Source organism: Solibacillus sp. FSL R5-0449 (assembly GCF_037975215.1).
In the GTDB taxonomy this organism is placed as follows: Bacteria; Bacillota; Bacilli; order Bacillales_A; family Planococcaceae; genus Solibacillus.
Genome location: NZ_CP150239.1, coordinates 258,480 through 284,814, shown reverse-complemented (window position 1 = coordinate 284,814; position 26,335 = coordinate 258,480). Strand labels below are relative to the sequence as shown.

The 26,335-nt window shown below is 40.6% G+C and carries 24 protein-coding genes; 9 read left to right on the top strand and 15 right to left on the bottom strand.

Annotation, left to right across the window (positions count from 1 at the left end; translation table 11 throughout):
• Nucleotides 1–6: 6 nt before the first annotated feature.
• The 8 genes from MKY27_RS01410 to MKY27_RS01375 all read right to left on the bottom strand — a co-directional run bounded on the left by MKY27_RS01410 (nucleotide 7) and on the right by MKY27_RS01375 (nucleotide 9,727).
• Nucleotides 7–714, bottom strand: coding sequence for an ABC transporter ATP-binding protein (locus MKY27_RS01410; RefSeq protein ID WP_339197108.1), 708 nt, complete (start codon nucleotides 712–714; stop codon nucleotides 7–9).
• The gene (locus MKY27_RS01405; RefSeq protein WP_339199574.1) at nucleotides 707–1,465 is read right to left on the bottom strand and encodes an ABC transporter ATP-binding protein; all 759 of its coding nucleotides are present in this window, start codon (nucleotides 1,463–1,465) and stop codon (nucleotides 707–709) included. Before MKY27_RS01405 ends, MKY27_RS01410 begins: the two co-directional genes overlap by 8 nt.
• A 93-nt stretch (nucleotides 1,466–1,558) precedes the next feature.
• A complete protein-coding gene (locus MKY27_RS01400; protein WP_339197106.1) occupies nucleotides 1,559–2,812 on the bottom strand; it encodes a substrate-binding domain-containing protein in 1,254 nt (417 codons plus the stop codon).
• Nucleotides 2,813–3,363: 551 nt separating this feature from the next.
• The gene (locus tag MKY27_RS01395) at nucleotides 3,364–6,495 is read right to left on the bottom strand and encodes a BTAD domain-containing putative transcriptional regulator (protein WP_339197103.1); all 3,132 of its coding nucleotides are present in this window, start codon (nucleotides 6,493–6,495) and stop codon (nucleotides 3,364–3,366) included.
• Between the two features lie 164 nt (nucleotides 6,496–6,659).
• Nucleotides 6,660–6,842: an amino acid transporter gene (locus MKY27_RS01390; protein WP_339197101.1), complete on the bottom strand. Its 183-nt coding sequence runs from the start codon at nucleotides 6,840–6,842 to the stop codon at nucleotides 6,660–6,662.
• Nucleotides 6,843–7,308: 466 nt separating this feature from the next.
• Entirely contained in the window at nucleotides 7,309–7,986 is a 678-nt protein-coding gene (locus tag MKY27_RS01385; RefSeq protein ID WP_339197098.1) for a GNAT family N-acetyltransferase, read from the bottom strand.
• On the bottom strand, nucleotides 7,987–9,096 hold the full coding sequence (locus MKY27_RS01380; protein ID WP_339197095.1) for a dipeptide epimerase: 1,110 nt from the start codon (nucleotides 9,094–9,096) through the stop codon (nucleotides 7,987–7,989). It abuts the gene before it with no gap.
• A gap of 19 nt (nucleotides 9,097–9,115) precedes the next feature.
• Complete coding sequence (locus MKY27_RS01375) at nucleotides 9,116–9,727, bottom strand: flavin reductase family protein (RefSeq protein ID WP_339197092.1); 612 nt, start codon at nucleotides 9,725–9,727, stop codon at nucleotides 9,116–9,118.
• 809 nt (nucleotides 9,728–10,536) lie between these two features.
• On the opposite strand from MKY27_RS01375, the gene MKY27_RS01370 reads away from it, so the two are divergent.
• The 9 genes from MKY27_RS01370 (at nucleotide 10,537) to MKY27_RS01330 (ending at nucleotide 19,761) form a co-directional block, all read left to right on the top strand.
• Nucleotides 10,537–11,811, top strand: coding sequence for an OFA family MFS transporter (locus MKY27_RS01370; protein ID WP_339197089.1), 1,275 nt, complete (start codon nucleotides 10,537–10,539; stop codon nucleotides 11,809–11,811).
• A gap of 148 nt (nucleotides 11,812–11,959) precedes the next feature.
• Nucleotides 11,960–13,144 carry a YbfB/YjiJ family MFS transporter gene (locus tag MKY27_RS01365; protein ID WP_339197085.1) on the top strand — a complete coding sequence of 395 codons (1,185 nt, stop codon included), beginning with the start codon at nucleotides 11,960–11,962 and terminating at the stop codon, nucleotides 13,142–13,144.
• 118 nt (nucleotides 13,145–13,262) lie between these two features.
• Entirely contained in the window at nucleotides 13,263–14,096 is an 834-nt protein-coding gene (locus MKY27_RS01360; protein ID WP_339197082.1) for a MerR family transcriptional regulator, read from the top strand.
• Nucleotides 14,097–14,206: 110 nt separating this feature from the next.
• A complete protein-coding gene (norA, locus tag MKY27_RS01355) occupies nucleotides 14,207–15,370 on the top strand; it encodes a multidrug efflux MFS transporter NorA (RefSeq protein ID WP_339197079.1) in 1,164 nt (387 codons plus the stop codon).
• A gap of 66 nt (nucleotides 15,371–15,436) precedes the next feature.
• The gene (locus MKY27_RS01350) at nucleotides 15,437–16,639 is read left to right on the top strand and encodes an ornithine--oxo-acid transaminase (protein ID WP_339174846.1); all 1,203 of its coding nucleotides are present in this window, start codon (nucleotides 15,437–15,439) and stop codon (nucleotides 16,637–16,639) included.
• Between the two features lie 70 nt (nucleotides 16,640–16,709).
• Entirely contained in the window at nucleotides 16,710–17,270 is a 561-nt protein-coding gene (locus MKY27_RS01345; protein WP_339197076.1) for a DUF1273 domain-containing protein, read from the top strand.
• 106 nt (nucleotides 17,271–17,376) lie between these two features.
• Entirely contained in the window at nucleotides 17,377–17,688 is a 312-nt protein-coding gene (locus MKY27_RS01340; RefSeq protein WP_339197074.1) for a hypothetical protein, read from the top strand.
• A gap of 370 nt (nucleotides 17,689–18,058) precedes the next feature.
• Nucleotides 18,059–19,450 (top strand): class II fumarate hydratase, encoded by a 1,392-nt coding sequence (gene fumC, locus MKY27_RS01335; protein ID WP_339197071.1) that lies wholly within the window; start codon nucleotides 18,059–18,061, stop codon nucleotides 19,448–19,450.
• An 86-nt stretch (nucleotides 19,451–19,536) separates the two neighbouring features.
• Nucleotides 19,537–19,761: a hypothetical protein gene (locus tag MKY27_RS01330; RefSeq protein ID WP_339197068.1), complete on the top strand. Its 225-nt coding sequence runs from the start codon at nucleotides 19,537–19,539 to the stop codon at nucleotides 19,759–19,761.
• A gap of 624 nt (nucleotides 19,762–20,385) precedes the next feature.
• Here MKY27_RS01330 and MKY27_RS01325 read toward each other — a convergent pair.
• The 7 genes from MKY27_RS01325 to MKY27_RS01295 form a co-directional block, all read right to left on the bottom strand.
• A complete protein-coding gene (locus MKY27_RS01325) occupies nucleotides 20,386–21,141 on the bottom strand; it encodes a prepilin peptidase (protein ID WP_339197066.1) in 756 nt (251 codons plus the stop codon).
• Between the two features lie 32 nt (nucleotides 21,142–21,173).
• Nucleotides 21,174–21,884, bottom strand: a complete 711-nt coding sequence (locus tag MKY27_RS01320) for a potassium transporter (protein ID WP_339197064.1) — start codon at nucleotides 21,882–21,884, stop codon at nucleotides 21,174–21,176.
• Complete coding sequence (locus tag MKY27_RS01315; RefSeq protein ID WP_339197061.1) at nucleotides 21,884–22,474, bottom strand: PilN domain-containing protein; 591 nt, start codon at nucleotides 22,472–22,474, stop codon at nucleotides 21,884–21,886. The genes MKY27_RS01320 and MKY27_RS01315 overlap by 1 nt, the downstream gene beginning before the upstream one ends.
• Nucleotides 22,471–23,448, bottom strand: coding sequence for a pilus assembly protein PilM (pilM, locus tag MKY27_RS01310; protein WP_339197058.1), 978 nt, complete (start codon nucleotides 23,446–23,448; stop codon nucleotides 22,471–22,473). Before pilM ends, MKY27_RS01315 begins: the two co-directional genes overlap by 4 nt.
• Before the next feature lie 123 nt (nucleotides 23,449–23,571).
• The gene (locus MKY27_RS01305) at nucleotides 23,572–23,988 is read right to left on the bottom strand and encodes a prepilin-type N-terminal cleavage/methylation domain-containing protein (RefSeq protein WP_339197055.1); all 417 of its coding nucleotides are present in this window, start codon (nucleotides 23,986–23,988) and stop codon (nucleotides 23,572–23,574) included.
• 94 nt (nucleotides 23,989–24,082) lie between these two features.
• Nucleotides 24,083–25,291, bottom strand: a complete 1,209-nt coding sequence (locus tag MKY27_RS01300; protein WP_339197052.1) for a type II secretion system F family protein — start codon at nucleotides 25,289–25,291, stop codon at nucleotides 24,083–24,085.
• Nucleotides 25,288–26,331 carry a type IV pilus twitching motility protein PilT gene (locus MKY27_RS01295; RefSeq protein WP_339197050.1) on the bottom strand — a complete coding sequence of 348 codons (1,044 nt, stop codon included), beginning with the start codon at nucleotides 26,329–26,331 and terminating at the stop codon, nucleotides 25,288–25,290. Before MKY27_RS01295 ends, MKY27_RS01300 begins: the two co-directional genes overlap by 4 nt.
• Nucleotides 26,332–26,335 lie beyond the last annotated feature (4 nt).

Below are 26,335 nucleotides of genomic sequence, written 5' to 3'. Positions count from 1 at the left end.
CCCTCCTTATCCGATTCCTAAATATTTACGCTTAAGCTGTTCGTCTTCGATTAAACTTTGCATTTCCCCTGATTGCACAGTCCGCCCGTCATCGATCAATGTAAATGTATCGCCGATTTTACTCGCCATCATAAAGTTCTGTTCGACAAGCACGATCGATGTATGTTTTTTCATTTCCGTAATAGCTTCCATTACTTTCTCGATCACAATTGGTGCAAGACCTTTGGATGGTTCGTCGATCAATAGCAGCTTGCTGTCGTTGACAAAAGCCCTTGCCATCGCAAGCATTTGCTTTTGACCACCAGATAAATTGCCACCTTGCTTTTTCCAGAATTTCTTCAAATCCGGGAATAACTCTAAAATGTACGCCTGCTTTTGGATTGTCGCGTCCGTTTCTTTTCGGATCGCCACTTTCATATTTTCTTCAACTGTCAGCTGCCCAAAAATGCCCTGATCCTCAGGCACATAGCCAATACCGCTATTCGCAATATCATATGGCGTCATTTTCGTAATATCTTTCCCATCGAATTGAACCGACCCTTTTGCTGCCGGCGTTAATCCCATAATCGTGCGGAGTGTCGTCGTTTTCCCAGCACCGTTCCGCCCCAGTAAAACCGAAACTTCCCCCGCCTTCGCTTCAAAGTTGATGCCCTGCAAAATATGATATTGAGAAATAAAGGTCTCCACACGCTCCAGCGTTAAAATATTACTCATATGCAAGGCCTCCTAAATACGCTTGTTGTACTGTTTCATTGTTCATAATTTCTTCCGGCGACCCGTCTGCTAACAGCGTACCGTTGAACAGCACCATAATCGAATCGGACAGGTCGATAATCATATCCATTTTGTGCTCGATCAGTAAAATCGTTTTATCGCCGCGCTCCTTAATCGAACGAATCACATCCAATATTGCAGGGACTTCTTCCAATGACATACCGGCTGTCGGCTCATCCAATAGTAAAATTTCAGTATCAAGTGCCAGTAACATTCCGATTTCCAGTTTCCTTTTTTCACCGTGGGAAAGCTGATTCGCCACCTGATGCATTTTGTCGGTTAATAGCACTTGTTCCAAAATTTCAACCGCTTCATTTGTAATCTCTTTATATTTCAAAAAATGATTAAGCATATGGAAGCGCACTTTTCGTTTCGATTGCACAGCAAGGCGCACATTTTCCAGCACCGTTAAATTCGGAAACACATTCGTAATCTGAAATGACCTTCCAATCCCTAATCGCGTGCGGTCTACCGATGACTTTTTTTGAAGTGATTGCCCTTTAAAGTACACATCGCCTTCTGTCGGCTCCAGCTCACCGCTAATTAAATTGAAGAAAGTCGTTTTCCCCGCACCGTTTGGCCCAATAATCGATTTAAAATGCTTTGCTGTCATTTCAAAATTAATACCGTCCACCGCTTTATGCTCGCCGAATTTGATCGATAAATTGTTCGTCTTTAAAATCGGTTCCATCATCTCACCCTCTCGTTGTTGATTTCCTAGTGCTTCTTATAACAAAAGGCTGTCTTGAAAGTTCAACACTTTTTAGACAGCCTCACTTATTTACTAGTTTAAAATAGGAGGTTCCGTTTCTTCTGGCAGTAATTCACGTAGCAATACCGGTACCGGATAGTCAAAATCCGCTACTTTTTCAAGGCGAATTGCGTACATTGTCTGCAATGCCTGGTGGTCTTCTTCACGGAATGTCATCGTTCCTTTCGGTGTTTCAAATGACATACCTTCCATTAATGGAATTAACGTATTCCCATCCGCATCTCCACCTGATGCTTTCAGTGCTTCTACAATCGCAACTGCCGCCGTAAATCCGCCCGGTGTAAATAAATCAGGCACTTCACCGTTGAAACGTGCTTTATGTTCCTCTACTAGCCAATCATTCACTTCATTTTTCGGTAGTGTATGGTGGTATACAGAGAACCCTTCCATTCCAACTAATGGCTCCATAAACTGAAGTGCAATAATGTCCGGTGCACCCGTTGAAATTTTAATGCCTTTTTCCTGCAGTTTTAAATCCGCAATTTGATTCCAAGGAGAGTTCGCACCCGCCCATACTACGAATAAGAAATCCGGTTTCGCATCAATAATTTTTTGCAAGTTTGACGTGAAGTCTGTTGCAGCCGGATCTGCATATTCTTCTAATACAATTTCAGCACCTAAACCTTCAGCTGCTGCTTTAAATGCCGATACACCATCCCAACCGAATGAATAATCCGGTGCGAACGTTGCAATTTTTACACCTTCTCCAGCAATTGCCGCTGCTGCTGCATAGGCATCCTGTGAAGAGTTACGCGCCGTTCTGAAAATGTACGGGTTAAATTCTGAACCTGTAATACTGTCAGCTACTGCTGGTTCTACAATCATAATTTTCTCGTATTCTTCTGCTAGTGGAAGTACCGCCAATGTGTCACCTGAACTTGATGAACCAACTAAGAAATCAACCGCGTCATCCTCTAATAGCTTCGTTGCCTTCTGAACAGCTACTTCAGGCTTCGTTTCTGTATCTTCCCAAACGACTTCGATTTTACGGCCTTCCACTTCCATCGTGCCGTCAGTCGCATATTCAAGACCTAACTCGAATCCGTTTTTCGTCTGCTTCCCATATGATTCAAGAGCTCCCGTCAACGATGCAAGTACACCGACTTTAATCGGGGTTGTGGATGCAGCTGTCTCCGTTGTTCCGCTCTCACCTTGCTCAGCTGAATTTGTAGTTGATGAATCATCGCCGTCTGTTGAATCACTGTTACATGCAACCAATAAGAAAATCGATAATACCGCAAAAATTAACCATAAACGCTTTTTCATTCAATGTCCCTCCTAGCAAAATTTTCAGCATAGCTATCTGCTTAACGGTAATGTAACATCGCGAAGTTACAAATGAGTTACATTTGAGGAGGGGGGCCTGGGAAGCGCGAATTGCTGGGGTTAGTTCTAATAAAAGCCGAATCGTTCTAATGGAGGTTGGTTTCTTCTAATAAAAATGTAATTGTTCTAATATAAATTTATTTGTTCTAATATAATTGCGATTTTCTAATATATCGTTCAGTTGTTCTAATATCTCTTCGAAATGTTCAAATATCGGTGCTCAATCTTCTAATATCCAATCGCCTTGTTCTAATAAGCGGTTCAATTGTTCTAATAAAATTTCGGTAAGGAATTTTTCCGCCTCATTTACAGGCAATCCAGGCTTCATTTCAGTTCCATTTCAAACATCTTCTAATATGTTCTTCATTTCTTCTAATATCCCTCGAACTTCTTCTAATAACCCGCTCGAATGTTCTAATAAACCCGCGCTGTCACCGCAATAAAAAAGCCATGTTGACATGAATCTTCAACATAGCTCTCCATCTATTTATTTACATCTTCAAAACAAGCTCATACAGTCGCTCGGTCGGTTCCATCGGCGTGATCTTATATTGGTCGTCCAGTACATCTACACAACGCTCATAATATTTGATCGCTTCCCGGCGGTTCCCTAAATAGTAATGGCCGAGCATTAATAGCCGGTATCCTTCTTCATGACCATCATCCAGCGCAATAATTCGGTCTGCCCAACGGATCACTTTCTCAAACTGCTGCAGACGAACGTAGTTTTGGGCGACACGCTCTAAAATGAGCAGTATTTGTTCATTATAATGCGCCTGAACAGGTTCCAGCCATTCCCGTTCCATATCAGAACAGAACTCTCCATCCACAAGCCGCATCGCCAGCTTCAGCCATTCATTTGAAAGCTTGGCTGTCTTCTCTTCCAGTCCGCGCTGCACATAATACGTAAAATGGGCAACATCACTATGAATCCAGCGATCTTCCAGTTTATATAAATGCTGATGGCGTTTAATAAAGTTGCTTTCCTCACGCGCCGATCTTGTCGGCTCCAATGTTTTTACCATTGCATTAAAGACAACTTTAAAATCCCGCTGCATCGCTTCTTCGTCCTGCTGCCAGATCGCATCGCAAATTTGCTGGCGCGATACAAACTGCTCCCGGTGAATATATAAATACAAAAACAGTTCCTTCGCTTTCAACCGCTTCCACTCTTTATCCGGAATCATTTCATTTTCACGATAAATTTGTACAGGACCAAATAACGTCAACGATAGCTCCGTACTTGGCGCTACATTTACATTTAACTGGCTAAATACGTGTGCCTCCTGCTGCAGCTGTTTTGCGAGTTGAACAAATACGATTAAATAACGCGGTCCGAAAAGGGTTTTTTTCTCCATGAAAAACGGATAGTAACTCACACATAATTCCCAAAATCGATGATGATATATTAATGCGTTTTCCTGATCATTTAATTTGGCATAACAATACGCCAGCCAAAATGAACAGATCATCTGGCCATACGTATCCTCACTGCGCTTATAATAAGACAGTGCCTGTTTTGCCGTATCAATTGCTTCTTCAAACTGACTGTTTTCTGCCAGCACTTTCGTCAATGCCGTCAGCAGTAACGCCGACATCCAGAAATCCTGTACTTTATTCGTTTCCCTCAGTCCGATTTGTGCATGTCGCTTCGCCTCAAATACATTGTCGCGATGATATAAAATAAGCCCCATATAACACTCGGCAGTAATGCGCTTTACATGAATGAGATTGAGGAGCTCAAGTGTTTCATCAAAACAGCCTTTCGCACGTTCAAAATCTTTCATCTCCATATTCAGCAATGCCAGCCCTTTACGCAGCTTTGTCAGCGCAAGTGTATATGGCATATCGACGAGTGCTTCTTTTCCGCCTTCAATAATTCGGCTATAGGCCTGCGTATTTTCACCCATCAATACATCGATTAAAACAAGAAGTAGATCGGTCGTGCGGTGTGCTTCTTCCCATTGGAACGGCTTGGAAACACGCATATTCAGCAACTCTTTCGCTTTATCCAGCTGACCGTGGCGCAAATAAAGACGCGCATCGATATTGTTAATGCTTAACTGCAGGTTTTGCGACTGGCTCCAGCGCAGTGCCTCCCCCGCTTTCCCTAAGTTAATCAGGTTTTCGGTATATAAACTATTAATCAGATGCCGTTCTGTCTCACTCACTTCTACTTCATTCAATAAAGTAATAGCCTGCTGTAGATGATGTTCCGCAAAAACCGGCTGAAGTGTATCCAAATAAATATTGGCCAGCCCAAACTGTGAACGCATTAAAAATAACCGGTCCTGCTGCAGCTGCGCTTTTATAAAGCATTCATTGTATGCATTCTTTGCCCGTTCATATTGTGCGCGGTAACGCTGACATTCCCCTTCATAATAAAGAAGCTGATAAGGTTTTTCTTCAATCGCAAAATCCTTCAGCCGTTCAAGTAAAAATTCAAATTGCCCTGCTTCAATAAACTGTGGCGCAAATTGCATCAGTAACTCGATATAGTACCGGTTGTTTTTCAGCTGGGTTGCATGTGTAACAGCCAATACACCTAAATTTTCATCGGCATAATACCGTGCCGCCTGTTCATGAAATTCCTCATGCAGATCCGGATAATATTCACTCAGCCGCTGCTGTAGAAACTGTTGGAACAGTGCATGGAAACGGTATTTTGTTCCCCCTGCCAATGGTGTGATAAATGCAAGCTCCTCCAACTTCGGCTTCACCTGCTGGATCCATTCCGTTCCATACAGCTCTGTAATGACATCGAGCGAAATCACTTGATGAATGCCCAACTTAAGAAGCTGAAGCTGCAGCTGCTCATCCAGCTTATCGAATACTTCAGCGGAAAGGTACGCAAAGAAATTCCCGACCGATCCTTCTGCGATATCGATGAGCCGTTCCTGACTATATTTCGCTTTATAGCCAAGCAGCATAATCGCCATCGCCCAGCCTTCCGTCATTTGCATAATGAATTCGCTTTGTTCATCCGTTATTTGCCGGTCAAAAAAAGCTTCAAACAAGTATTGAACATCTTCTTCCGCAAAAGTAAATTCCGGTTCCAAACATTCTATCAGCTGATTATTCATACGTAGCGTCAACAAACAGCTCCACTCAGGCATTTTCCTCGTTGCGACAATGATATGGAGGTTGGCAGGTAAAAATTGAAGCAGCTGATTCATAATGTAGTTGATCGGAAAGACGTGTGACACATGATGATAATCGTCCAGTACAATTAAAAAAGGTTCTTTTATACGATGAAGCTCATTGGCGATTTGTTTTGAAAGCTGCAGTAACTCTTCCATATTATGAAACTTTAATGTCTCATCCCACCCTTTTAACTTTTCGCCGAACGATGGGAAATGCTGCTGAATACTATAGATAAAATGACGTAAAAACGGAAATATTGAGTCATCATCCGGCGTAATCTGATACCAGGAGGATTTTGTTTTCTGGTCGTTCAAAAATTGACTAATAAGCGATGTTTTCCCGTAACCTGCGCTACTATGTAAAATGGTACACTTTGCATGCGGCCAATCCGAAAGCTTTTTCATTAATTTTGCTCTTCTTAAATAGTTGTTGACTGGTGTCGGAGGTATAAGTTTCGAGACAAAAATATGTTGCTCCATGCTTCCCACCCCATCTGTAGTTAATTACAAATATATTAACATAAAGCAGAAAATTATTCTTAAAAATACAGAATTTAGATAAAACGTGATTAATATATAGTATATTAATCTTTCGTGTTGAATATTATATCTACTTAAGAAAATAAAAAATCCTCCAGGTTATCCTAGAGAATTTTGTCCAATAGTATTAGTAAAATCATTATAGTAGCAGCAATCGCCATGAAACCGAAGAAAAAATAGCCGATTATCCGAATCGGTTTGGGCATTTGCTTCATATTATAAGAAGTTGGAGAACCTACATGCTTTTGATAATGCTCATCCGCATCATTGAACGGCTTTTTCTCCATCAAAATCACTCCTTCCCCTTTTCTTATATATACCATTTTTCCGTACAGAAAGTTTCAAAAATGTCACTGCTATATTCTTCATCAGATAGCTATTTATGTATGAAAACCTGTATGAAAATAAATTAAATATATCATTTTTATATAGAAATGAAAGCGAAACCAATGCCTATAAATATAGATTTCACGGGATTTATTGCAATTCCGACAAGATGTTACCTCTCAAAAAAACACTTTACTTAATTTTCTGAATATTTTATAATTATGAAAAGGAGTTGATACACATGCCAAACTATACTTACATTGCATCTGACGAAAATGACGTATCTTACCTATACGAAGATAACGGTGATTGCTACGATCTAGATTGCTTTGACGACAATGATATTTAAAGGAGTATTCATACGACATGGACGGAATTAAATCGATAAAGGATGTGGCGATTAACTGATTATCGCCACATCCTTTATTATTTTACATATTGGATCAGCCAGTCCGGCCCATCCGCTCTCATTGATATACCGATAAAGCCGGATTTAAGAAGCTGCTGCTGCGCCTCTGTATTTTCCATCGGGACAAACTGCTGTTCAGTCCACTCATACTCCTTATAAGGAAGTGACTTCATAAATACATAGCGCAGTTTCCCGCCATACTTCAGCTTCAATGCTGCTATATGCATATTTTGCGAAAACTTGTCCTTCAAACTTGCGATATTGCCAGGCATAACCGTTGCACAAACCGTATTAAATTTCGTTTCATCCACTTGCTGCATAATGATGTCCGCCATCGTACGCTGCAGACGATAACCGCGATAATCCGGATGTACATTGGAGATTTCCTGATACAGCACTTTTCGCAGTTCTTCCTCTGTTTTCAAGCCAATATCATAGCCTAAATGTTCTTCATCAATCATTGGTTCCAGCAGTGCCCGGAATGCAATTAGCTTTCCTTCAACGAATACCCCGATCATCAGCCCGTTCCCGCTTAAAATAAAGCTCAGCTCTTCATGATCAAGCGGCTGCAATATTGCTTTATCCGGCAGTGCATCCACTACTTCCTGCTGCAAAGTGATCAGTTCCGGAATATGTGTTTCATCCAGTAAATACACTTCATATCGTTCATTCCCTAAAAAGCCCGACGTGATCATTTACTGCACCACACTATGTTCACGTGTTAAATCCTCTAAAACCGATTCGTCCACATCGACACCTAACCCTGCACACTCATTCAACTGAATAAACGGAACATTATATTGAAGGTTTCCGATATCTTTCGAGAATTTTAACGGTCCGGTTAACTCTACACTCGTAAATACTTTGTTCGAAAATGCAACATGGAAACCTGCAGAAGAACCGACCGATGATTCGACCATTGAACCGATTTGGCATTCAATTCCCGCCATTTCCGCCATATGGGCAAGCTTCATCGCGGGATACATTCCTCCACACTTCATCAATTTAATATTCACTTTGTCCGCTGCACGCTTCGCAATAATTTCGCGCATTTCACGTACACCGCGTAAACCTTCGTCAATCATGACAGGAATCGATGTTTTCGATTTAATTTCAACCATGCCATCAATATCATCTGCATGTACCGGCTGTTCAAGCCAGTCGATGTTCAATTTCTCCAGCTCACGAACTGCTTGCATCGTTGTTGAACTGTTTACCCAGCCTTGGTTAACATCAACGCGAATCGCAATTTCATTCCCGACACGTTCACGTACTGCTTTGATGCGGGCAACATCACTCGCAACATCGCGTCCGACTTTCATTTTGAATGAGTTGTACCCCATTTCCACACGTTCTGCCGCTTCATTTGCCATCTTTTCAGGTGTTCCGATGCTTAACACATGTGTAATCGGAAACTTCTCATAGTAACGTCCGCCTGTTAACTGGTAGGCAGGCACTCCAAGTTTTTTCCCAGCCAGATCAAAGCAAGCGATATCGATTGCCGCTTTGGCAGCCGGAGCACTGTAGATAAGCGCGTCCATTTTGGCATGGATCTTTTCAAAATTCATCGGGTTTTCCCCAATCATTGCCGGTGCCAGCGTATGTTTTAATACAGCATACGTGCCTTCCAATGTTTCACCTGTCACATGTTCATCCGGCACCGCTTCCCCCCAGCCGACTAAACCGCATTGTGATGTCATCTTTACAATAATGGACGGCATGTTCGGATAAGTTCCGTAACTTACGATAAACGGTTCAATTAACGGTAACTCAATATTAAATAATTCAATTGATTTGATTTGCATTGTTCGTTGTTCTCCTTCATTACTCAGGGCGTTTCATTGTGAATTGCGCACCGATTTTTGCATAGTCATTTCCAGCAAGACGGCTGATCGCGCCAAGCCCTTCCGGATCTATTCGACCTTCTTCATACAGACTTTCTTCTATATGATAGTACACGACTTTTCCGATAATCAGATCACAGCCGACAGTTTCATCATCGCCGCCAAGTTCCAATGCTTTTTCAAGGACACATTCCAGTCGGACTTTCGCTTCCTTCACACCCGGGACACCGATTTTTTCGCTCTTTACTAATGTCATTCCCGCAAGTGCTACTTCACTTTCGTTTGGCGGCAAGTTCGCTGCAGTTTCATTTACTTGCTTTACATTATCAGTATCGACAATATGAACAACAAATTGCTCATTTTCACAAATATTTCTCGCTGTATCTTTTTGTTCCCCTTTTTTTCGTTGGATACTTACCGAAATCATCGGCGGATTTGAAGATACAATATTGAAGAAACTAAAGGGTGCCGCGTTTACAACACCTTCTTTGGAAACGGATGTGACAAAAGCAATTGGTCTTGGAATAATGGAGCCAATCAAAAACTTATAATTTTCACGTTCGGATAATAGTTTTGGATCTATTTTTTTCATAAAAATTCGCCTCTTTTCTTATCACTAATTTGACTTTAGAGAACAGAACGTAACACGTCAATTAATTTCTTTAAGTCCAAATAGAGGCTTAAGCATTTTTATACATATCCCTCCAGTTCCATTTTTTATGTGAATTTCAGCCGCTATTTACAGGCTTTTTTAAGGTAAATAAAGTAAAGAATCTCCTTCATCTCTCGAGAAAATTTCTTTTTTAAACAAAATTCTTCGGCGTAACTTCAAATATTTCATTTTATTTCAACTGTTATAAACAGTTTCGCCTAATTCTTTTAAATTAATAATAAAAATAGTTTTTCAGGGCTGAGTTGTAGGCAAAACGTTGATTTACCAATGCATAAAGTATCTTTCAAGTTAATTTCACGTGTATTAGTAACTGTTATATTATGAATCCAAAAGTATTTTCAGTTCATCTCATTTAAGCATATAAGAGAAAAAATGAGCACAATTAAGTATTTTTAGTTATTTAAATACGATTTATTATAGTTTACAATATTATCCTCTTCTTCAAAGATTGTTATACTGAACTAATACTAAAACCTTGCAAAACCTTGATTTATCAATGTTATTACGCATTTTGACCATCAAAAAATATTTACTTTAAGCACAATTTCATTACACAAAAGAGAAATATATGTTTTTTCGAGATAATTATTTCTAGTAAATTCTACTTGCGCAAAATAATAAGTTAGTGTTAAGTTTATGTACATGGACGTTCATATTTTTGACATAACTACTCCAAGTAGAGAAATGTCGTATAACTGATATTTATTTTTGTGTGAGGGGGAATATTTTTGAAAAAGAATCGTTGGTTAATTGCTGCATCAGCAATCGCTATTCACCTTTCAATCGGTGGAGCTTATGCATACAGTGTGTATAAAAATCCAATCGCCGCAGAGCTTGGATGGGATGCATCGCAAATTACAATCGCGTTTACAATTATGATGGGGTTAGCAGGTTTTGCTGCCGCACTATTTGGTAGTACAGTAGAGAAATTAGGACCGAGAAAAGCAGCGATGGTTGCTGCAGTACTTTTTGGTTTAGGTCAAGGTGGCGCAGGGATTGCCATCGCTATGGATTCGGTTGTTTTATATTGGTTAACTTACGGGTTATTAAGCGGTCTCGGGATGGGGATCGGTTATATCGCTCCAGTATCAACACTTGTTAAATGGTTCCCTAACCGTCGCGGTTTAGCGACAGGGATGGCTGTATTAGGATTCGGTTCAGGTGCATTAATTACAGCGCCGGTTGCCGTAAGTCTAATGGATGCTGTAGGAATTTCTAACACGTACTTTATTTTAGGTATTAGCTATTTTGTATTAATGATGATTGGCGCACTTTACATCGCTCCACCTAAGCCAGGTGAAGTAGAGGAAGCTGTCGCTACAGGTAAAACAAAAACTCAGGAAATCGCTCAAATGTCAGCACGTGAAGCTGTTCGTACGAAGCAGTTCTGGATGCTTTGGGCAATGCACTTAATTAACGTTACATCTGGTTTAATGATGATTTCCGTTGCTTCGCCAATGTCTCAGGAAATTGCGGGCTTATCAGTAGCTGCGGCTGCAACAATGGTTGGTTTAATGGGATTATTCAATGGTGGCGGTCGTTTACTATGGGCGGCTGGATCTGACTATATCGGTCGTTCTAACGTCTTCGTGATCTTCTTCACGATTCAGCTGATTGCCTTTATTACATTACCGTTTACGACAAATGCACTTCTTTTACAACTATTCATTTTCTTAGTAGTTAGTTGTTACGGCGGTGGCTTCTCGAACTTACCAGCATTTGCGAGTGATTTATTCGGTACGAAGCAACTTGGCGTAATTCACGGTTATTTATTAACAACTTGGTCACTTGGTGGTATTTTTGGTCCGATTATCGTATCAACAATTCACGAAGCGACAAACAGCTATATTCCAGTGTTCTATTTATTCAGCTTCTTAATCGCAATTTCTTTAGGCATTTCTTTACTATTACGTTCAGATTTAAACAAAAAGAAAAAACAGCGTGCACAAGAAGAAGCAATTGCCAACAGCAAAGGGAAACAGGGAGCACCTGCTCATTCATAAGGGGATTATATAGAGATGAACGGAAGTATTCTACTTCCGGTTCATCTCTTTTTATTTTCTTCTCATTTCTGCAAGTATTTTCTCTATTACTCTTGAATTTAACAGTGTTACAATCAACGTAAGGGATGTTTTTCCAGGGGGGATGTTCATGAACCGTCAACATTTCAGTGTTATTTTAGGGGGAGTTTTATTTTTAGCTGTTGCCATGGGGATTAGCCGTTTTGCTTTCACACCGATTTTACCGTTCATGCGTGTTGATGAAAACTTATCATTTTCACAAGGCGGTTGGCTCGCATCAAGCAATTACATTGGATACTTCATCGGCGCTTTAGGGGCTGGCTTTATTTCCAAGTCAAAAAAGAACTTCCTATTAATAAATGTTTTTCTGAATGTATTCTCCATCATTTTAATGGGATTGGTTGAATCTTATTTAATCTGGATAGTGTTACGTTTTATCGCCGGCTTAACAAGCGGCTTTATATTTGTTCTGACCTCTAGTATTGTAATGGATTATTTAGCGGCAAATCTTTTAACGCGCTGGAGCGGCTTTTTGTTTAGCGGGATTGGATTGGGTATCGCGTTATCGGGTCTTTTCGTACCATTTTTCGAAGCCAGCTTTAATTGGCAAGGTTCATGGCTTGGGCTTGGTGCATTATCCATCTTATTTTTGACAACAACAACTTTTTTATGGCGGCATTTAACCGTTGCAAATCATATAAAAGAACCAAAGTCTGCGGACAACAATATTTGGCGCGGCTTTATGCCATGGCTGATCATCGCATATGGCTTGGAAGGACTCGGTTATATTATTACAGGCACTTTTTTAGTCGACATTATTTATAATATCGAATCATTACGTGCCTATGCCGGCTATAGTTGGGTACTGGCCGGGCTCGCTGCTATTCCTTCGGCACCGATCTGGATGAAGTGCATGTCCCGCTTCTCTCCGGTTTCGATGATGACTACCGCCTATTCTTTGCAGATCATCGGAATTCTGCTTCCTGTTTTAACACAATCAGCATGGAGCGTACTCGTATCGGCAATGTCGTTTGGTTTTACGTTTGTCGGACTCGTAACAATGTCGACTTCCTATTCCAGACAGCTGTTTCCAAAGCAAAGCAATTATGTCGTATCTGTACTGACTACGTTCTATGCGATCGGGCAAATTATCGGACCGGTCATTGCGTCTCGTCTTGAAACGCATTTCCACACGTATAAAGCACCACTGCTGTTTGCAGGGGGCACCGTTACACTCGCACTTGTCCTGTTACTCTTCGGCTATTTCTACAGCAGGAAAAGCCCTGTTCATCTAGCCACGGATATGAAATATTGAATGTACATCACATCTCATGAGTTATTGGGGTGTGATTTTTTCTCGTCCCTAAAATAATTTACCCCTATCCCCCATTAATGGTACGATACCGATAACATTGTACTTCGGAGGACACGCTATGGAAGAAAAACATTACTCAATCGGTGAGGTTTCCAAATTGACGAATATCTCTATTCAAACATTACGCTACTACGATCAGATCGGCTTATTCAAACCTTCCTTTGTCGATCCTAAAACAAATTACCGCTACTACAAAGACTCACAATTTTATCATCTGGACATTATTAAATCATTGAAGTATATCGGTGTCTCATTGGAAGAAATTAAAGCAGCGCAGCAGTTCACCCCTGCCGAGCTTCTCTCCTTTTTGCAGCAGCAGGAAAGCGTCATTGAACAGCAAATGACTCGCATGTACGAAATTCAGCAGTCCTTGTATAAAACGAAAAGGCAGATGGAAGAACAGCTCGCAATCGATGTGATGGATACGGTCTATTTCAAAAATGAAGAATCGGTACGGATTTTATCGATTGAAACAAACGAACTGACACCGTACTATATCCCAAATACGTACTACAGTTCCTTAATTAAAACATTGGAAGTTGAAAACAGCTTGCTGAGCAATCGGTACGGATGTATTTTTCCTTACGAGCAATACGACAGCCTGGATGATTTGCATTACAGTCATGTTTTCACGCCTCTCATTACAGACCGGTATATTACCCATTTAACATCTGATATGGACGTGAAAACGATACCTGTCGGACGCTACGTATGCATTGCATTCATTTTTGAACGGGATACTTATTTAACACAATATCAAAAGCTTTATCACTATATAGAAGAGCATCAGTTACAGGTTGTTCCGGTTGTCTATGAAATCTTCATGCCCCTTAACTATTCTCCAAACGAAGAAGACCAGTTTATTGTGGAATTAAAAATTAAGCTACTTTAACTAATTTTACTTCTACTTAAATCTGTTCTATTGACTCTATAGCTACTGTAGGGTTTATGTTAGGAAGTGCGGATTAACGATTTTTCACAACTTAATAAGGAGCAATAACAATGAAAGACTATAAAATAACATTAGGGTTACTATTATTAAACCTGTTCATCGCTTTTCTTGGCATTGGTTTAGTAATCCCGGTACTCCCTACTTTGATGAATGAACTGCAATTAAGCGGCCAGGTTATCGGCTATTTAACAGCCGCATTCGCAATTGCACAACTAATTGTTTCACCGCTCGCTGGTAAAGCGGTTGATAAATACGGACGTAAAATTATGATCGTTCTTGGTTTATTTATTTTCGGTATTTCCGAATTTCTATTCGGTTTAGGGAAGACGATAGAAGTTCTTTTCATTTCCCGTATATTGGGCGGTATCAGTGCAGCATTTATTATGCCTGCTGTTACGGCATTTATTGCAGACATTACAACAATGGAAACACGTCCAAAAGCACTTGGCTATATGAGTGCGGCTATTAGTACCGGTTTCATTATCGGACCTGGCATCGGCGGATTTTTAGCTGATTTCGGTACACGCGTGCCCTTCTACTTTGCAGGTGCACTCGGTACAACAGCAGCAATTTTATCGATCATTTTACTACGCGAACCGGAACGTAATGCGGAAAACGCGGAAAATGCACCTGTACAAACATCCGGATTCAAACGGATTTTAGAGCCGATGTACTTGATCGCGTTTATTCTGATTTTTGTTGCGTCATTTGGACTCGCGGCATTCGAATCGTTCTTCAGTCTGTTTGTCGACCATAAATTCGGATTTACGCCTATGGATATCGCAATCATTATTACAGGTGGTGCAATTTTCGGGGCAGTTGCGCAAGTATTACTGTTTGACCGGCTTGCACAAAAATGGGGAGAAATTAAACTCATTCGCTACAGTCTGATTGTATCGGGGATTCTCGTATTTTTAATGACCGTTGTCAGTTCATATTTTGCTATTTTACTTGTTACATGTATCGTCTTTATCGGCTTCGACCTATTCCGTCCTGCCGTTACGAGCTATTTATCAAAAATAGCCGGCAATGAGCAAGGTTTCGTCGGCGGAATGAACTCGATGTTCACAAGCTTGGCCAATATTTTCGGCCCGATTATAGGCGGGATGCTATTCGATATTGATATTAACTACCCATATTACTTTGCAACGGTTGTCATCTTCTTCGGTATTCTGTTAACATTAATTTGGAAGAAACCTGCATCGTATATGTAATTTTTTCTGTCTTTTGCAATAGATTTATCTGTTTTACAAGTAAATTTGCTTAAGGAGGATTTCATCATGACAACAAAATCAAAATCAGAACAACTTATTTCAACTACGGAAAAATTCGGGGCACACAATTATCACCCACTTCCGATCGTAATCGAAAAAGCAGAAGGTTCTTGGGTAACAGATCCTGAAGGCAACCGTTATTTAGATATGCTTTCGGCGTATTCTGCCTTAAACCAAGGTCATCGCCACCCAAAAATTATTCAGGCGTTAAAAGATCAGGCCGACGCGGTGACACTTACGTCACGCGCATTCCATAGTGCGACATTAGGCGTTTGGTATGAAAAGGTTAGTAAGCTAACGGGGAAAAATATGGTGCTGCCGATGAATACAGGCGCTGAAGCTGTCGAGACCGCCATTAAAACAGCCCGTCGCTGGGGATATGAAGTAAAAGGCATCGAAGCAAACAAAGCGCAAATTATCGGCTGTAACGGCAATTTCCACGGTCGTACAATGGGCGCTGTGTCACTATCTTCGGAAGCAGAATATAAGCGCGGATTTGGTCCGATGCTGGAGGGCTTCACATTAGTTCCTTACGGCGATATTGACGCATTGAAGGAAGCCATTACACCGAATACAGCAGCATTTATCGTCGAGCCGATCCAGGGAGAAGCAGGCATTATCATCCCGACTGAAGGCTTCTTAAAAGCAGCGTATAATTTATGTAAAGAAAATAATGTTTTGTTTATTGCAGATGAAATCCAAACAGGTTTATCACGAACAGGAAAACTGTTTGCCTGTGAATGGGAAGATGTGACACCGGACGTGTACATTTTAGGGAAAGCGCTGGGCGGCGGAGTTTATCCGATTTCAGCAGTTGTTGCAAACGACGATATCCTAGGTGTGTTCAATCCAGGTTCACACGGCTCGACTTTCGGCGGCAACCCGCTGGCATGTGCCGTATCGATTGCTGCGATCGATGTATTGCTGGATGAAAAGCTGACAGAGCGTTCATTGGAGCTTGGCGACTACTTTAAAGCACAACTTCAGACAATTGAGAACCCGGTGATTAAAGAAGTGCGCGGACGCGGTCTTTTCATAGGTGTTGAGCTTCACGAATCAGCTCGCCCTTACTGCGAAAAACTGTCAGAACGCAAACTGCTTTGCAAAGAAACACATGACACAGTAATCCGCTTCGCCCCACCACTAGTCATTTCAAAAGAAGACTTAGATTGGGCAATCGAGCAGATTAAAGCTGTTTTTAGTGAATAGATAGTATATTAAGGGGGCGCTGTGTTATGCATAGTGCCCTTATTTTATTGATGGTGAGTAAAGGAGACTTATGATGAAATCACTTTTTATTACGGGCTACCGTCCGCATGAACTCGGAATATTTAATGACAAGCACCCTGGTGTTCCGGTTATTAAAAAAGCGCTGGAAAACCAGCTGCGCATCCTAATAGAAGACGGATTGGAATGGGTCGTGATCAGCGGCCAGCAAGGTGTCGAAACATGGGCAGCACAAGTTGTACTGGAACTTAAAAATGATTACCCGGAACTTAAATATTCCATTATCACCCCCTTCCTGGAACAGGAGAAAAACTGGAATGAGCATAAACAAGAGACCTATATGCATATAGTAAGTAAGGCCGATTTTGTGACAAGCGTGACGAAGCGCCCATATGAAGCTCCATGGCAGTTTATCGAAAAGGACAAGTTCATTATCGATAACACGGATGCGACATTGCTCGTCTACGATGAAGAAAATGAAGGTTCCCCAAAATATGCACTAAGCCTCATCCAAAAGTATATGGAGCAGCATGATGAATACGAGCTGTTGATTATCAATGCTTATGATTTACAGATGGTGGCGGAGGAGATGCAGCAAGGAGATGATTGGTAAACATTATGTAAATGTCTAAATTTAGTAAATTTTCTGATTACAGACGTTAGTTTTGGGATATAATATATTAAATAAATTATATTTTACTATTCAAGGAGGACACACTATGAACCAATTGACGATGATTAATGAAACAACACCAATAAATATTCCGCACCATACGTATAAGCGCGAGTGCCGATATACGAGAGGCATCAACATTCCCCTTGCAGATATTGAAAGAATTTTATACGGGTTGAGCGATGATGCACTTTACTATTTTGAGTTCCATAATATCGCTAAAGAAATCAAACAAGGCACATTATTAAATGGTTATGCGGGTCTTGCAAATATTATTTCAGACTATTATAAGAACGAAAAAAATATAGAAATTCCTGAGCTGACAAATGGCCGGGACTTTTATGTGAAAATAGTTTAACAAAAATAAGGGGATGACTTCCTAAGTGAATACCAAAAACAACAACGTCTAAAGTATCCTATTCGGTTCGGTGCTTTCGGCGTTGTTTTACATATTGAGAAATTCAGCAAATTGAATTTTCTAAAAATTTATTCAATAAAAGTATTGACTTCCTAATTGATAAAGATTATCATTATCATTGTAAGGTTAGTAAAACCTTTTCGATACTGTTCCCCCCAGTTCAGATTCGAAACTCATTAATTACTTTTCTCATATTTCGGAAAGATAAAAGGATTTATCTTTTCTCCTGGAAGAATGGCAAATCCCCTCACACGATTTGCCATTTTTTCATGGAAAATTGGGTATACATATATTAAAGGAGATGATTTAGTTGGAATTCCGTATTGAAAAAGACACTTTAGGTGAAATTCGTGTACCAGCAGACAAAATTTGGGGTGCACAAACACAGCGAAGCAAGGAAAATTTCCAAATTGGGACAGAAAGAATGCCGATTGAAATTATTCGTGCCATGACCATTTTGAAAAAAGCAGCGGCCATCGCCAACAATAAATTAGGCAAGCTGTCCGATGCGAAAAAGGATGCAATTGTGCAAGCAGCCGATGAAATTCTTGCAGGCAAATGGGATGAGCACTTCCCTCTTGTAGTATGGCAAACAGGCAGTGGTACACAGACAAATATGAATGTGAACGAAACAATTGCCTACTTGGCAAATGAAAAGCTGACGGCAGCCGGATCGGATGAAAAAGTTCATCCAAACGATGACGTTAACAAATCACAAAGCTCGAATGACACATTCCCTACTGCGCTACATATTGCTGCAGTCGAAATTGTAGAGAACTATTTAATGCCGCGCTTAAAGCTGTTACAGGCGACATTGAAAGAAAAAGCATTAGCGTTTAACGATATTATTAAAATCGGTCGTACCCATTTACAGGATGCTACACCGCTTACACTAGGCCAGGAAATTGGCGGCTGGCACCATATGCTGTTAAAATGTGAAAAAATGATTATGGTGAACACGCAGTTCATGAAAGAGCTTGCGATTGGCGGTACTGCTGTTGGTACAGGCATTAACGCCCATCCGGAATTCGGTGCCCGCACAGCTGCAGAAATCAGCAACCTGACAGGCATTGAATTTACATCTGCGGAAAACAAATTCCATGCACTGACAAGTCATGATGAAGTCGTGACAGCACACGGTGCATTGAAGGCATTGGCTGCAGATTTAATGAAAATTGCCAATGATATACGCTGGCTGGCAAGCGGTCCTCGCTCAGGGATCGGTGAAATTACGATTCCCGAAAACGAACCAGGCTCATCAATCATGCCAGGTAAAGTTAACCCGACACAAAGTGAAGCGATGACAATGGTCGTAACACAAGTTGTCGGCAATGACGCAACAATAGCCTTCGCAGCATCACAAGGTAATTTTGAGTTGAACGTATTCAAGCCGGTTATCATCTACAACTTCCTGCAATCAGCACGTCTGTTGGCCGATTCGATGAAATCATTCAACGATAATTGTGCAGTCGGTATCGAACCGAATATGGAAGTATTGGATGCTAATTTGAAAAATTCACTCATGCTTGTAACTGCGTTAAACCCGTATATCGGTTATGAAAATGCGGCGAAAATCGCAAAAACAGCGCATAAAGAAGGCACAACTTTAAAAGAAGCGGCTATCGCATCAGGTCTTTTAACTGAAGAGGAATTTGAACGTTATGTTGATCCAAAAACGATGATTTATCCAAATGCTGAATAATTTTTAGCGATCCTACACAACCTTCCAACAAGTTTAGTCAATTACTTTTATCCAGTAATAAACTATTGTTGAGGAGGTTGTTTTTATTGAAAAAAATTCAATTTGTAAAGGATGGTTATGAAATCGTCATAAATATTCGCAGGAATATACAGAGCGAAACGACTCAATATGTTGAAGCAGACGCCTATTATAAAGATTTTGATAAATACCGTATACTAGTTTTAGCAAATACCGTGGAAAGTGCAGTGGAAACTGCAACATACGAACTATTGACGAATCACCCGTTTGAAAAAATTATAATAGATTATTAACGCGTATTAAAAGGGATGCCCAGAAAATGAATTCAGGACACCCCTTTTTATCCTACATTAACAGAAGTAGTACTTCATCTGCCTCGAAAGCACAGCAGCAGAAGTTCGACCGGCTGCGTATGGGAAATTTATTCCTCAGTTTGGAGGAGATAATCCTCACTTCATGCTGAATACTCCTCGATATAGGTATCTTAATCCTCATTTGGTGCTGTTTATTCCTCATTCGTGAACAGATAATCCTCAAATGCATTTTTAATCCTCATTTTATAAGGGTTAATCCTCGATATCAGGAAGGCATCTGCTCGGTTGCCTATGAAAATTTATTCCTCAAATTGGTACACATAACCTTCTTACAGCGGGCGGTGACATGATATTCGCTACTTTGGCACGGGTAATCGCCAAATTTGATGCGGTATTCGCCACTCCGGTTCACTTAATCGTCACTTTCAAGCGGATAATCGCCACTTTCAATTTTAATTGGGCAGTTTGCAATCTTTATTCGCCACTCCTCGAATACAGTGGGAGGCATTCTCTTCCTGCTTGAAAAAGAGTGATGCTTTAGTTCAACTTATAAAAAAGCAAAAAATGCCCCAGAAAAGTAATTCCAGGGCATCCGATTATTCATTATAGCAATAAGTCTAAGTATAGATCGATTAGCTGGTCACCGTAAAAGTATACGATGATCGCGGCAATAGCAATTGATGGTCCGAACGGTACAGGGGTTTTGCGCCCTTTCCCACGAATTTTCAAAATGACGATTCCGACAATCATCCCGATCACCGAAGCTAAAAATAAGGTTAATAACGTATTAAATGTTCCCAACACTAATCCGATCAGTAAAAACAGCTTAATGTCACCGCCGCCCATTCCGCCTTTAGAAATGACTGCGATTAACAGTAATATCGAAAATCCGATTGCGGCACCGGCAATACTATCCCACCACGGGTCAAGCGGAGAAAGAATTCTACCAATGATTAGTAGCGGCAGGAAAAACAATAATATTTTATCCGGAATAAGCATGTACGCAATATCCGAAACATTTATAATGACCAATAGTGATATGAACAGTAAAGCTACTGCCAATTCCCATGTGATGCCGAGCTGCCATGTAGCAAACGCAAACAGCAGTCCTGTAACAAGCTCAGTAAACGCATAAATCGGCGATACTTTCACACCGCATGTCCGGCATCTCCCTCGTAAAAATATGTACGAAAAAACAGGTACGAGTTCAAAAGCCCTTAAACGTCGATTGCAATGGACACAGTGAGATGGCGGTGTCACAATCGACTCTTTTTTCGGTACCCGTAATCCGACTACATTGTAAAACGAACCGAAAACCAATCCGAAAATCCCCGCAAATATTGTATACATAATCTCCATTTTAGATGCTCCTTACTTGTACCTGCTAAATGTTACTCATAGTAGAAAGTTGTGACTTGAATGTCGGCTGTTACGATTTCCGATACTTCTTCCGTAAATTTGTCTTCTTCACCCGGAAGCGCGAAATCAATAATATCGATTCGCATCACGCGTTCTTTCTTTTCAATTTCTTCAATGAATTGCAGTAAATTTACGTCATTTGGTGCCGCCACATTAATGTTAAATGTAACTAACTTCAGTGAAGGCGGTAATGTTTCTACAGCGATTGTGGAAACCGGCAATTCTTCTGATGCCTCCGTACCCTCCGTTTGATCAATAGCACTCTGTGTTAAATCAGATACAGCCCCTTCTTCCGTTTCCGGTGTAGAAAGCGGGTCTTGTAGTCCCGAACTAGAAACAAGTGCATCATAGTTGTTGAAATCAATACTTTGAATACGTGAATCTGTTACATACTGCATTTCCTCAATCGATAAAATCAGCTCATCAATTTCCCGGTTATCCGGCACTTTTTTACGTAGTGCAAATTCATTTTCATTCGTTTGAGATTGCTGTGACTGATTTGTTGCAATTGTTTCTTCTATTGCTGCAATTTCTGTATGAAGACTATTAATCTCGGAACGAATCATCTGTTCCTCGTCCTGCTTCGGTTTTACGACATAGTAATACATAGCAAACAGCAAAGCCATCGCCAATGCAATTACAATGAGGAGTGTCCCGTTTTTACTACTTGAGATGGAATTCATTACTCTTCACCTCCAGCAGCTACGTGCAATTGATCAATTACAAGGAAAATTTCCACGCTATATCGCGGTACTTCCGTGAATTGCTGTGTATCATTAACTTCTTCACCAGTTGGGTTAAGTTCAAAGTTTTGGATTGTCCCCACTTGAACATCACTAAAATACGGACTTTTTTCCAGCTGGCTTACATATGATGAAATAGCATTCAATGTTTCGAAATCTACCGCTACTTGTACTCCTGTCTCAGAAAATGCATAAGAACGCAAGTATGTATCCGTTGGCAATAAATTTCTTGTCTCAACTATAATCGGAGAGACTGGATATGAAACACGTTCAACAAAAGCGACTGATTCTTCCAATGAACCTTGACTCCCTGTTTGCGAAGTAGTTAGCTCGGCATTTAATGTGTCTCTTGTCAGCAATAACGAATCACGTTCAGGTATAGCACTCGCAATTTCGCTTTTCGCACTGAAATAAGTGATTGCCAGCAAGCCTATTGTCAATATTGATAAAATCCCAACTAATATAAAGGCTAACTTTAAACTTGTCGCACCCTTTTCAATTTTGGGCAGAAGGTTAATATCCGGAATCATTCGTTAACCTCCTTTAAAGCAAGTCCCAGCAAAGTCGCATGCTTTGCTTTGCAGTTTGGAAAATGCTTATTGATTAATGAATCATTGACAATGCTTACCGGTGTCGGCAGATTTTCGTTCAGTAGTACTTCGATCGACTGTAGTAGCGGGTGATCCCCCATAACGATGATCTCGTCCACTTCCCTTTCTCCTTTATGGAGCGAGAATTTAAAGAAGTTCATCATCCGGTCAATTTCAAGCACCTGGTCTGTCGTTGCTGCACGGAAATTATCTAAATCGGCTGTATAGTTAAACTCGACTTCGCCATTTTCAACAATGTTTTGCTGCCAGTCATCCGGATTAGTATCAATCGTCTGGAATCGCAGAAACTCTACTTCTTCGTTTGAATAAATACAAATCGATAATTCATTGATTGACCAGTCCGTCACCAAATATGTACGATTCGAATCGATAAACTGGATATGTTCAAGCAAACGTAAATTACATAAAGCTCGAATATCGGCAACTTGCGGATTTAAATGGTTGTCCAACAATAGACCGATCATTTTCCCAACTTCATCAGGCGGCGCGGCAAACAAAACAGCCTTTCCGTCCCCATCAATCGGGTCATGGACATCAATAAGAGGCTCCTGAAATGGAAGGTGAATCGACTGTCCCACTTCCATTTGCACGTATTCTTTCAGGTTTTTACCGCTTAAATCAGCAGGATGCTCGAATGTTTTCAATAAAATCGATGTATCCGGCACAAGGAAGCGCACATTTTGCTTTCTTCCGCCCCAGTTTTGGACATTTGATTTAATGAGATCATACATCGCCATCTCATCAAGAATAACCCCTTCCTGGACCGCAGTTTTCGGTAAGGGCATTTCGTATATCACGGGCTGATCCACTGTTGCGCCTTTTAAAACGAGTGCACGCATTACATAATCACTGATGACGATGGATACATGCGATTTTCTTTTCATATTGAACATAGAGGGACCCTCCCCTTTAACCTTTAATGTATTACCTGTTTTGAGAAGCGCCGTTTTGGTGGCGCAATCATCACTCAATGGAACACCCAAGCGCTGATGGGTTGGGTGTTCTTTGGGGGATGATTAATTAGTTGCAGCCGGCCAACTCTTAACAGTTCCTTCAGAAACAGTGGCTTTAGACAATTGATCCAATGTAAGACCAGTAGTAGTAGAAACACGTTTTCCCTTAAAAACAATTGTATTTGGTGAAGCTTTAGTAACAGTAAAACTCTCTAAGTTATCTACACCTTCTATATAATCTCCTGCATTAGCTTTAGCAAATGATGTTTGACTTGGGTTATCAGCAAAATAAATATTTGCAGCACTCATTACTTGCATTGCATCAGCAACTTCTGCTTTTGCTTCAGAATTTGCAATAATATTCCCGATAGCCGGAATCGCAATCGCAGCAATAATACCTAAAATTACAATTACTGCCAAAAGCTCCACTAAAGATAAACCTTTTTCATTTTTAATAAGTTTTTTTAATGTGTTAAACATATTAAATCCTCCTCTTATTTTAAATAATTTTGTTTTTGCACTGACGCTTTGTATCGCTTCGATACCTCCTTGCAAAACGTCTTCTATTTTCCGTTTACATTTGCTCATATAGACTAAACATCGGCAAGAATATTGCCGCTACGATAATACCAACTGCCCCGGCCAACAATACAATCATTAACGGTTCAATCAGAGATTTTAAAGTATCAACATTTCTGTCAACTTCCTCTTCATAAAAATCCGCAATTTTTTCAAGCATATAATCAAGCGACCCGGTAGACTCACCAATTCTCGTCATGCTCGTTACCATCGGTGGGAAAATCCAGCTTTTTTCAAGCGGCTCTGTCAATGAACTTCCTCGTTCCAAACTTGCTCGTGCATCCATTACGACCTTTCCTATAACCGGGTTGCCGGATACTTTTTGTGAAATCGTCAACGCCTGTAATATGGGAACTGCACTGCTAAATAAAGATGATAAATTGCGTGTTAATCTAGCAATCGCTGTTTTCTGTAAAAGCGGTCCAAATATCGGCATCTTCAGCATGAAATAATGGACGGTGTAATTGAACTGTTCATTATTTCTATAAAGATATTGAAATACTACAACTCCAATAGCCAGTGCTCCAATCGGGAACCACCAATATTGTCTCAGCCAATCCCCTAAAGCAACTGTCCATACCGTTAAAGTCGGGAGTTCGGCATCCATCGACTCAAATGACTCGACAAACGTAGGGACAATGAAGATTAGCATGAAAAACACGACAACTACAATCATTACTAGAAGCATTGCAGGATATGTCAGCGTCGATTGCATCTTTTTGACTAAGCGGAATGACTTTTCATACGAATTCGCTAGACGTTCCAGCGTGTCATCGATATTCCCTGTCGCCTCCCCTGAACGCATCATATTGACGAATAGTTCGGGAAATGCTTTCGGATGTTTCTTTACCGCATCGGAAAATGGAATACCAGAACGAATGTCTTCTTCTACAGATACAAGTGCTTTTTTTAGTGGCTTGCTTGTCGCCTGCTTTGCTAAAATATCAGTCGCTTCTACGAGAGAAACACCTGCTCGGATCAACGTCGCAAACTGACGGCAATAAATAACAAAATCCTGTGTTTTTACTTTTTTGCTGCCAAGGCTGACTTCCATATGCAAAAGACTTTTTGATTCTTCGATTTCTCGAGGATTGATGCCTTTTTCACGAAGCTTCGAAATGGCGGCTGCTTTATTCGCTGCATCAATCGTCCCTTTTTGCGTTGCCCCCATCTTTGTTCGTCCTACATATTTAAATACGGTCAACTGTAATCACCCACATTCAAATATGGCCGTACTTCCTCCAATGAAACTTTACCGGAAGAAACAAGCGCTTGTATGGATGTCTCCAATGTATGCATCCCTAACGCTCGATTTGTCTGCATCACACTTGGAATCTGATGAATTTTTTCATTTCGTATCAAATTTGTTACAGCCGGAATACTTACGAGAATTTCTGTTGCTGCAACCCGGCCTGCTTTATCTTTACGAATGAATAATCGCTGTGAAATAATTCCTTGCAATACGTTAGCTAATTGAATTCGAATCTGCCCTTGCTGATGTGGCGGGAATACATCGATAATACGGTCAATGGTTGTCGGTGCACTTGACGTATGAAGTGTGCCGAATACTAAGTGACCTGTTTCTGCTGCCGTAATCGCTGTAGAAATCGTCTCTAAATCTCGCATTTCCCCCACTAGAATAATATCCGGATCTTGACGGAGCGATGCACGCAGACCATTTGCAAATGAACCGGTATCGACTCCGATTTCACGCTGATTCACTACCGATTTTTTATGCGAATGTAAATATTCAATCGGGTCTTCCAGTGTAATAATATGTTTTGATTTTGTTTCATTAATATAATCAATCATTGCCGCTAGTGTAGTTGACTTACCTGAACCAGTTGGACCAGTTACTAAAATTAGTCCTTGAGGTTTTTCTGCTAAATCGTACAGCACATTCGGCATATTCAGTGAGTCAATTGTCGGAATTTCACTCGAGATAAGACGAGCTGCGATTGCACCAACATTTCGCTGATGATATGCATTTACACGGAAGCGGCAAAAGTCTTTCAATGAATAGTTGAAATCAGTTTCACCCTTTTCATCAAACTCAGCTGCTTTGTAAGATGGTAAAATATCTTTTACCATTTGCTCAATCATTTCCGCCGTTACAATTACATCGCCATATTGTTTCAGCTGACCATTTATTCGGTAAACAGGAGGGATGCCAGTAGTGACATGCAAATCGGAAGCATTTTCATCATACGCATGCTGCAGTAAATCTTGTATGTTCAATGTCATATCC

Bases quoted from the DNA above. Each gene is read 5' to 3' on its own strand.
- MKY27_RS01305 (WP_339197055.1), bottom strand. From the start codon at position 23,988: ATGTTTAACACATTAAAAAAACTTATTAAAAATGAAAAAGGTTTATCT.
- MKY27_RS01395 (WP_339197103.1), bottom strand. From the start codon at position 6,495: ATGGAGCAACATATTTTTGTCTCGAAACTTATACCTCCGACACCAGTC.
- MKY27_RS01340 (WP_339197074.1), top strand. From the start codon at position 17,377: ATGAACCAATTGACGATGATTAATGAAACAACACCAATAAATATTCCG.
- MKY27_RS01315 (WP_339197061.1), bottom strand. From the start codon at position 22,474: ATGATTCCGGATATTAACCTTCTGCCCAAAATTGAAAAGGGTGCGACA.
- MKY27_RS01380 (WP_339197095.1), bottom strand. From the start codon at position 9,096: ATGCAAATCAAATCAATTGAATTATTTAATATTGAGTTACCGTTAATT.
- MKY27_RS01400 (WP_339197106.1), bottom strand. From the start codon at position 2,812: ATGAAAAAGCGTTTATGGTTAATTTTTGCGGTATTATCGATTTTCTTA.
- MKY27_RS01390 (WP_339197101.1), bottom strand. From the start codon at position 6,842: ATGGAGAAAAAGCCGTTCAATGATGCGGATGAGCATTATCAAAAGCAT.
- MKY27_RS01360 (WP_339197082.1), top strand. From the start codon at position 13,263: ATGGAAGAAAAACATTACTCAATCGGTGAGGTTTCCAAATTGACGAAT.
- MKY27_RS01295 (WP_339197050.1), bottom strand. From the start codon at position 26,331: ATGACATTGAACATACAAGATTTACTGCAGCATGCGTATGATGAAAAT.
- MKY27_RS01320 (WP_339197064.1), bottom strand. From the start codon at position 21,884: ATGAATTCCATCTCAAGTAGTAAAAACGGGACACTCCTCATTGTAATT.
- MKY27_RS01375 (WP_339197092.1), bottom strand. From the start codon at position 9,727: ATGAAAAAAATAGATCCAAAACTATTATCCGAACGTGAAAATTATAAG.
- MKY27_RS01385 (WP_339197098.1), bottom strand. From the start codon at position 7,986: ATGATCACGTCGGGCTTTTTAGGGAATGAACGATATGAAGTGTATTTA.
- MKY27_RS01345 (WP_339197076.1), top strand. From the start codon at position 16,710: ATGATGAAATCACTTTTTATTACGGGCTACCGTCCGCATGAACTCGGA.
- MKY27_RS01405 (WP_339199574.1), bottom strand. From the start codon at position 1,465: ATGGAACCGATTTTAAAGACGAACAATTTATCGATCAAATTCGGCGAG.
- MKY27_RS01410 (WP_339197108.1), bottom strand. From the start codon at position 714: ATGAGTAATATTTTAACGCTGGAGCGTGTGGAGACCTTTATTTCTCAA.
- norA (WP_339197079.1), top strand. From the start codon at position 14,207: ATGAAAGACTATAAAATAACATTAGGGTTACTATTATTAAACCTGTTC.
- MKY27_RS01350 (WP_339174846.1), top strand. From the start codon at position 15,437: ATGACAACAAAATCAAAATCAGAACAACTTATTTCAACTACGGAAAAA.
- pilM (WP_339197058.1), bottom strand. From the start codon at position 23,448: ATGTTCAATATGAAAAGAAAATCGCATGTATCCATCGTCATCAGTGAT.
- MKY27_RS01365 (WP_339197085.1), top strand. From the start codon at position 11,960: ATGAACCGTCAACATTTCAGTGTTATTTTAGGGGGAGTTTTATTTTTA.
- MKY27_RS01325 (WP_339197066.1), bottom strand. From the start codon at position 21,141: ATGGAGATTATGTATACAATATTTGCGGGGATTTTCGGATTGGTTTTC.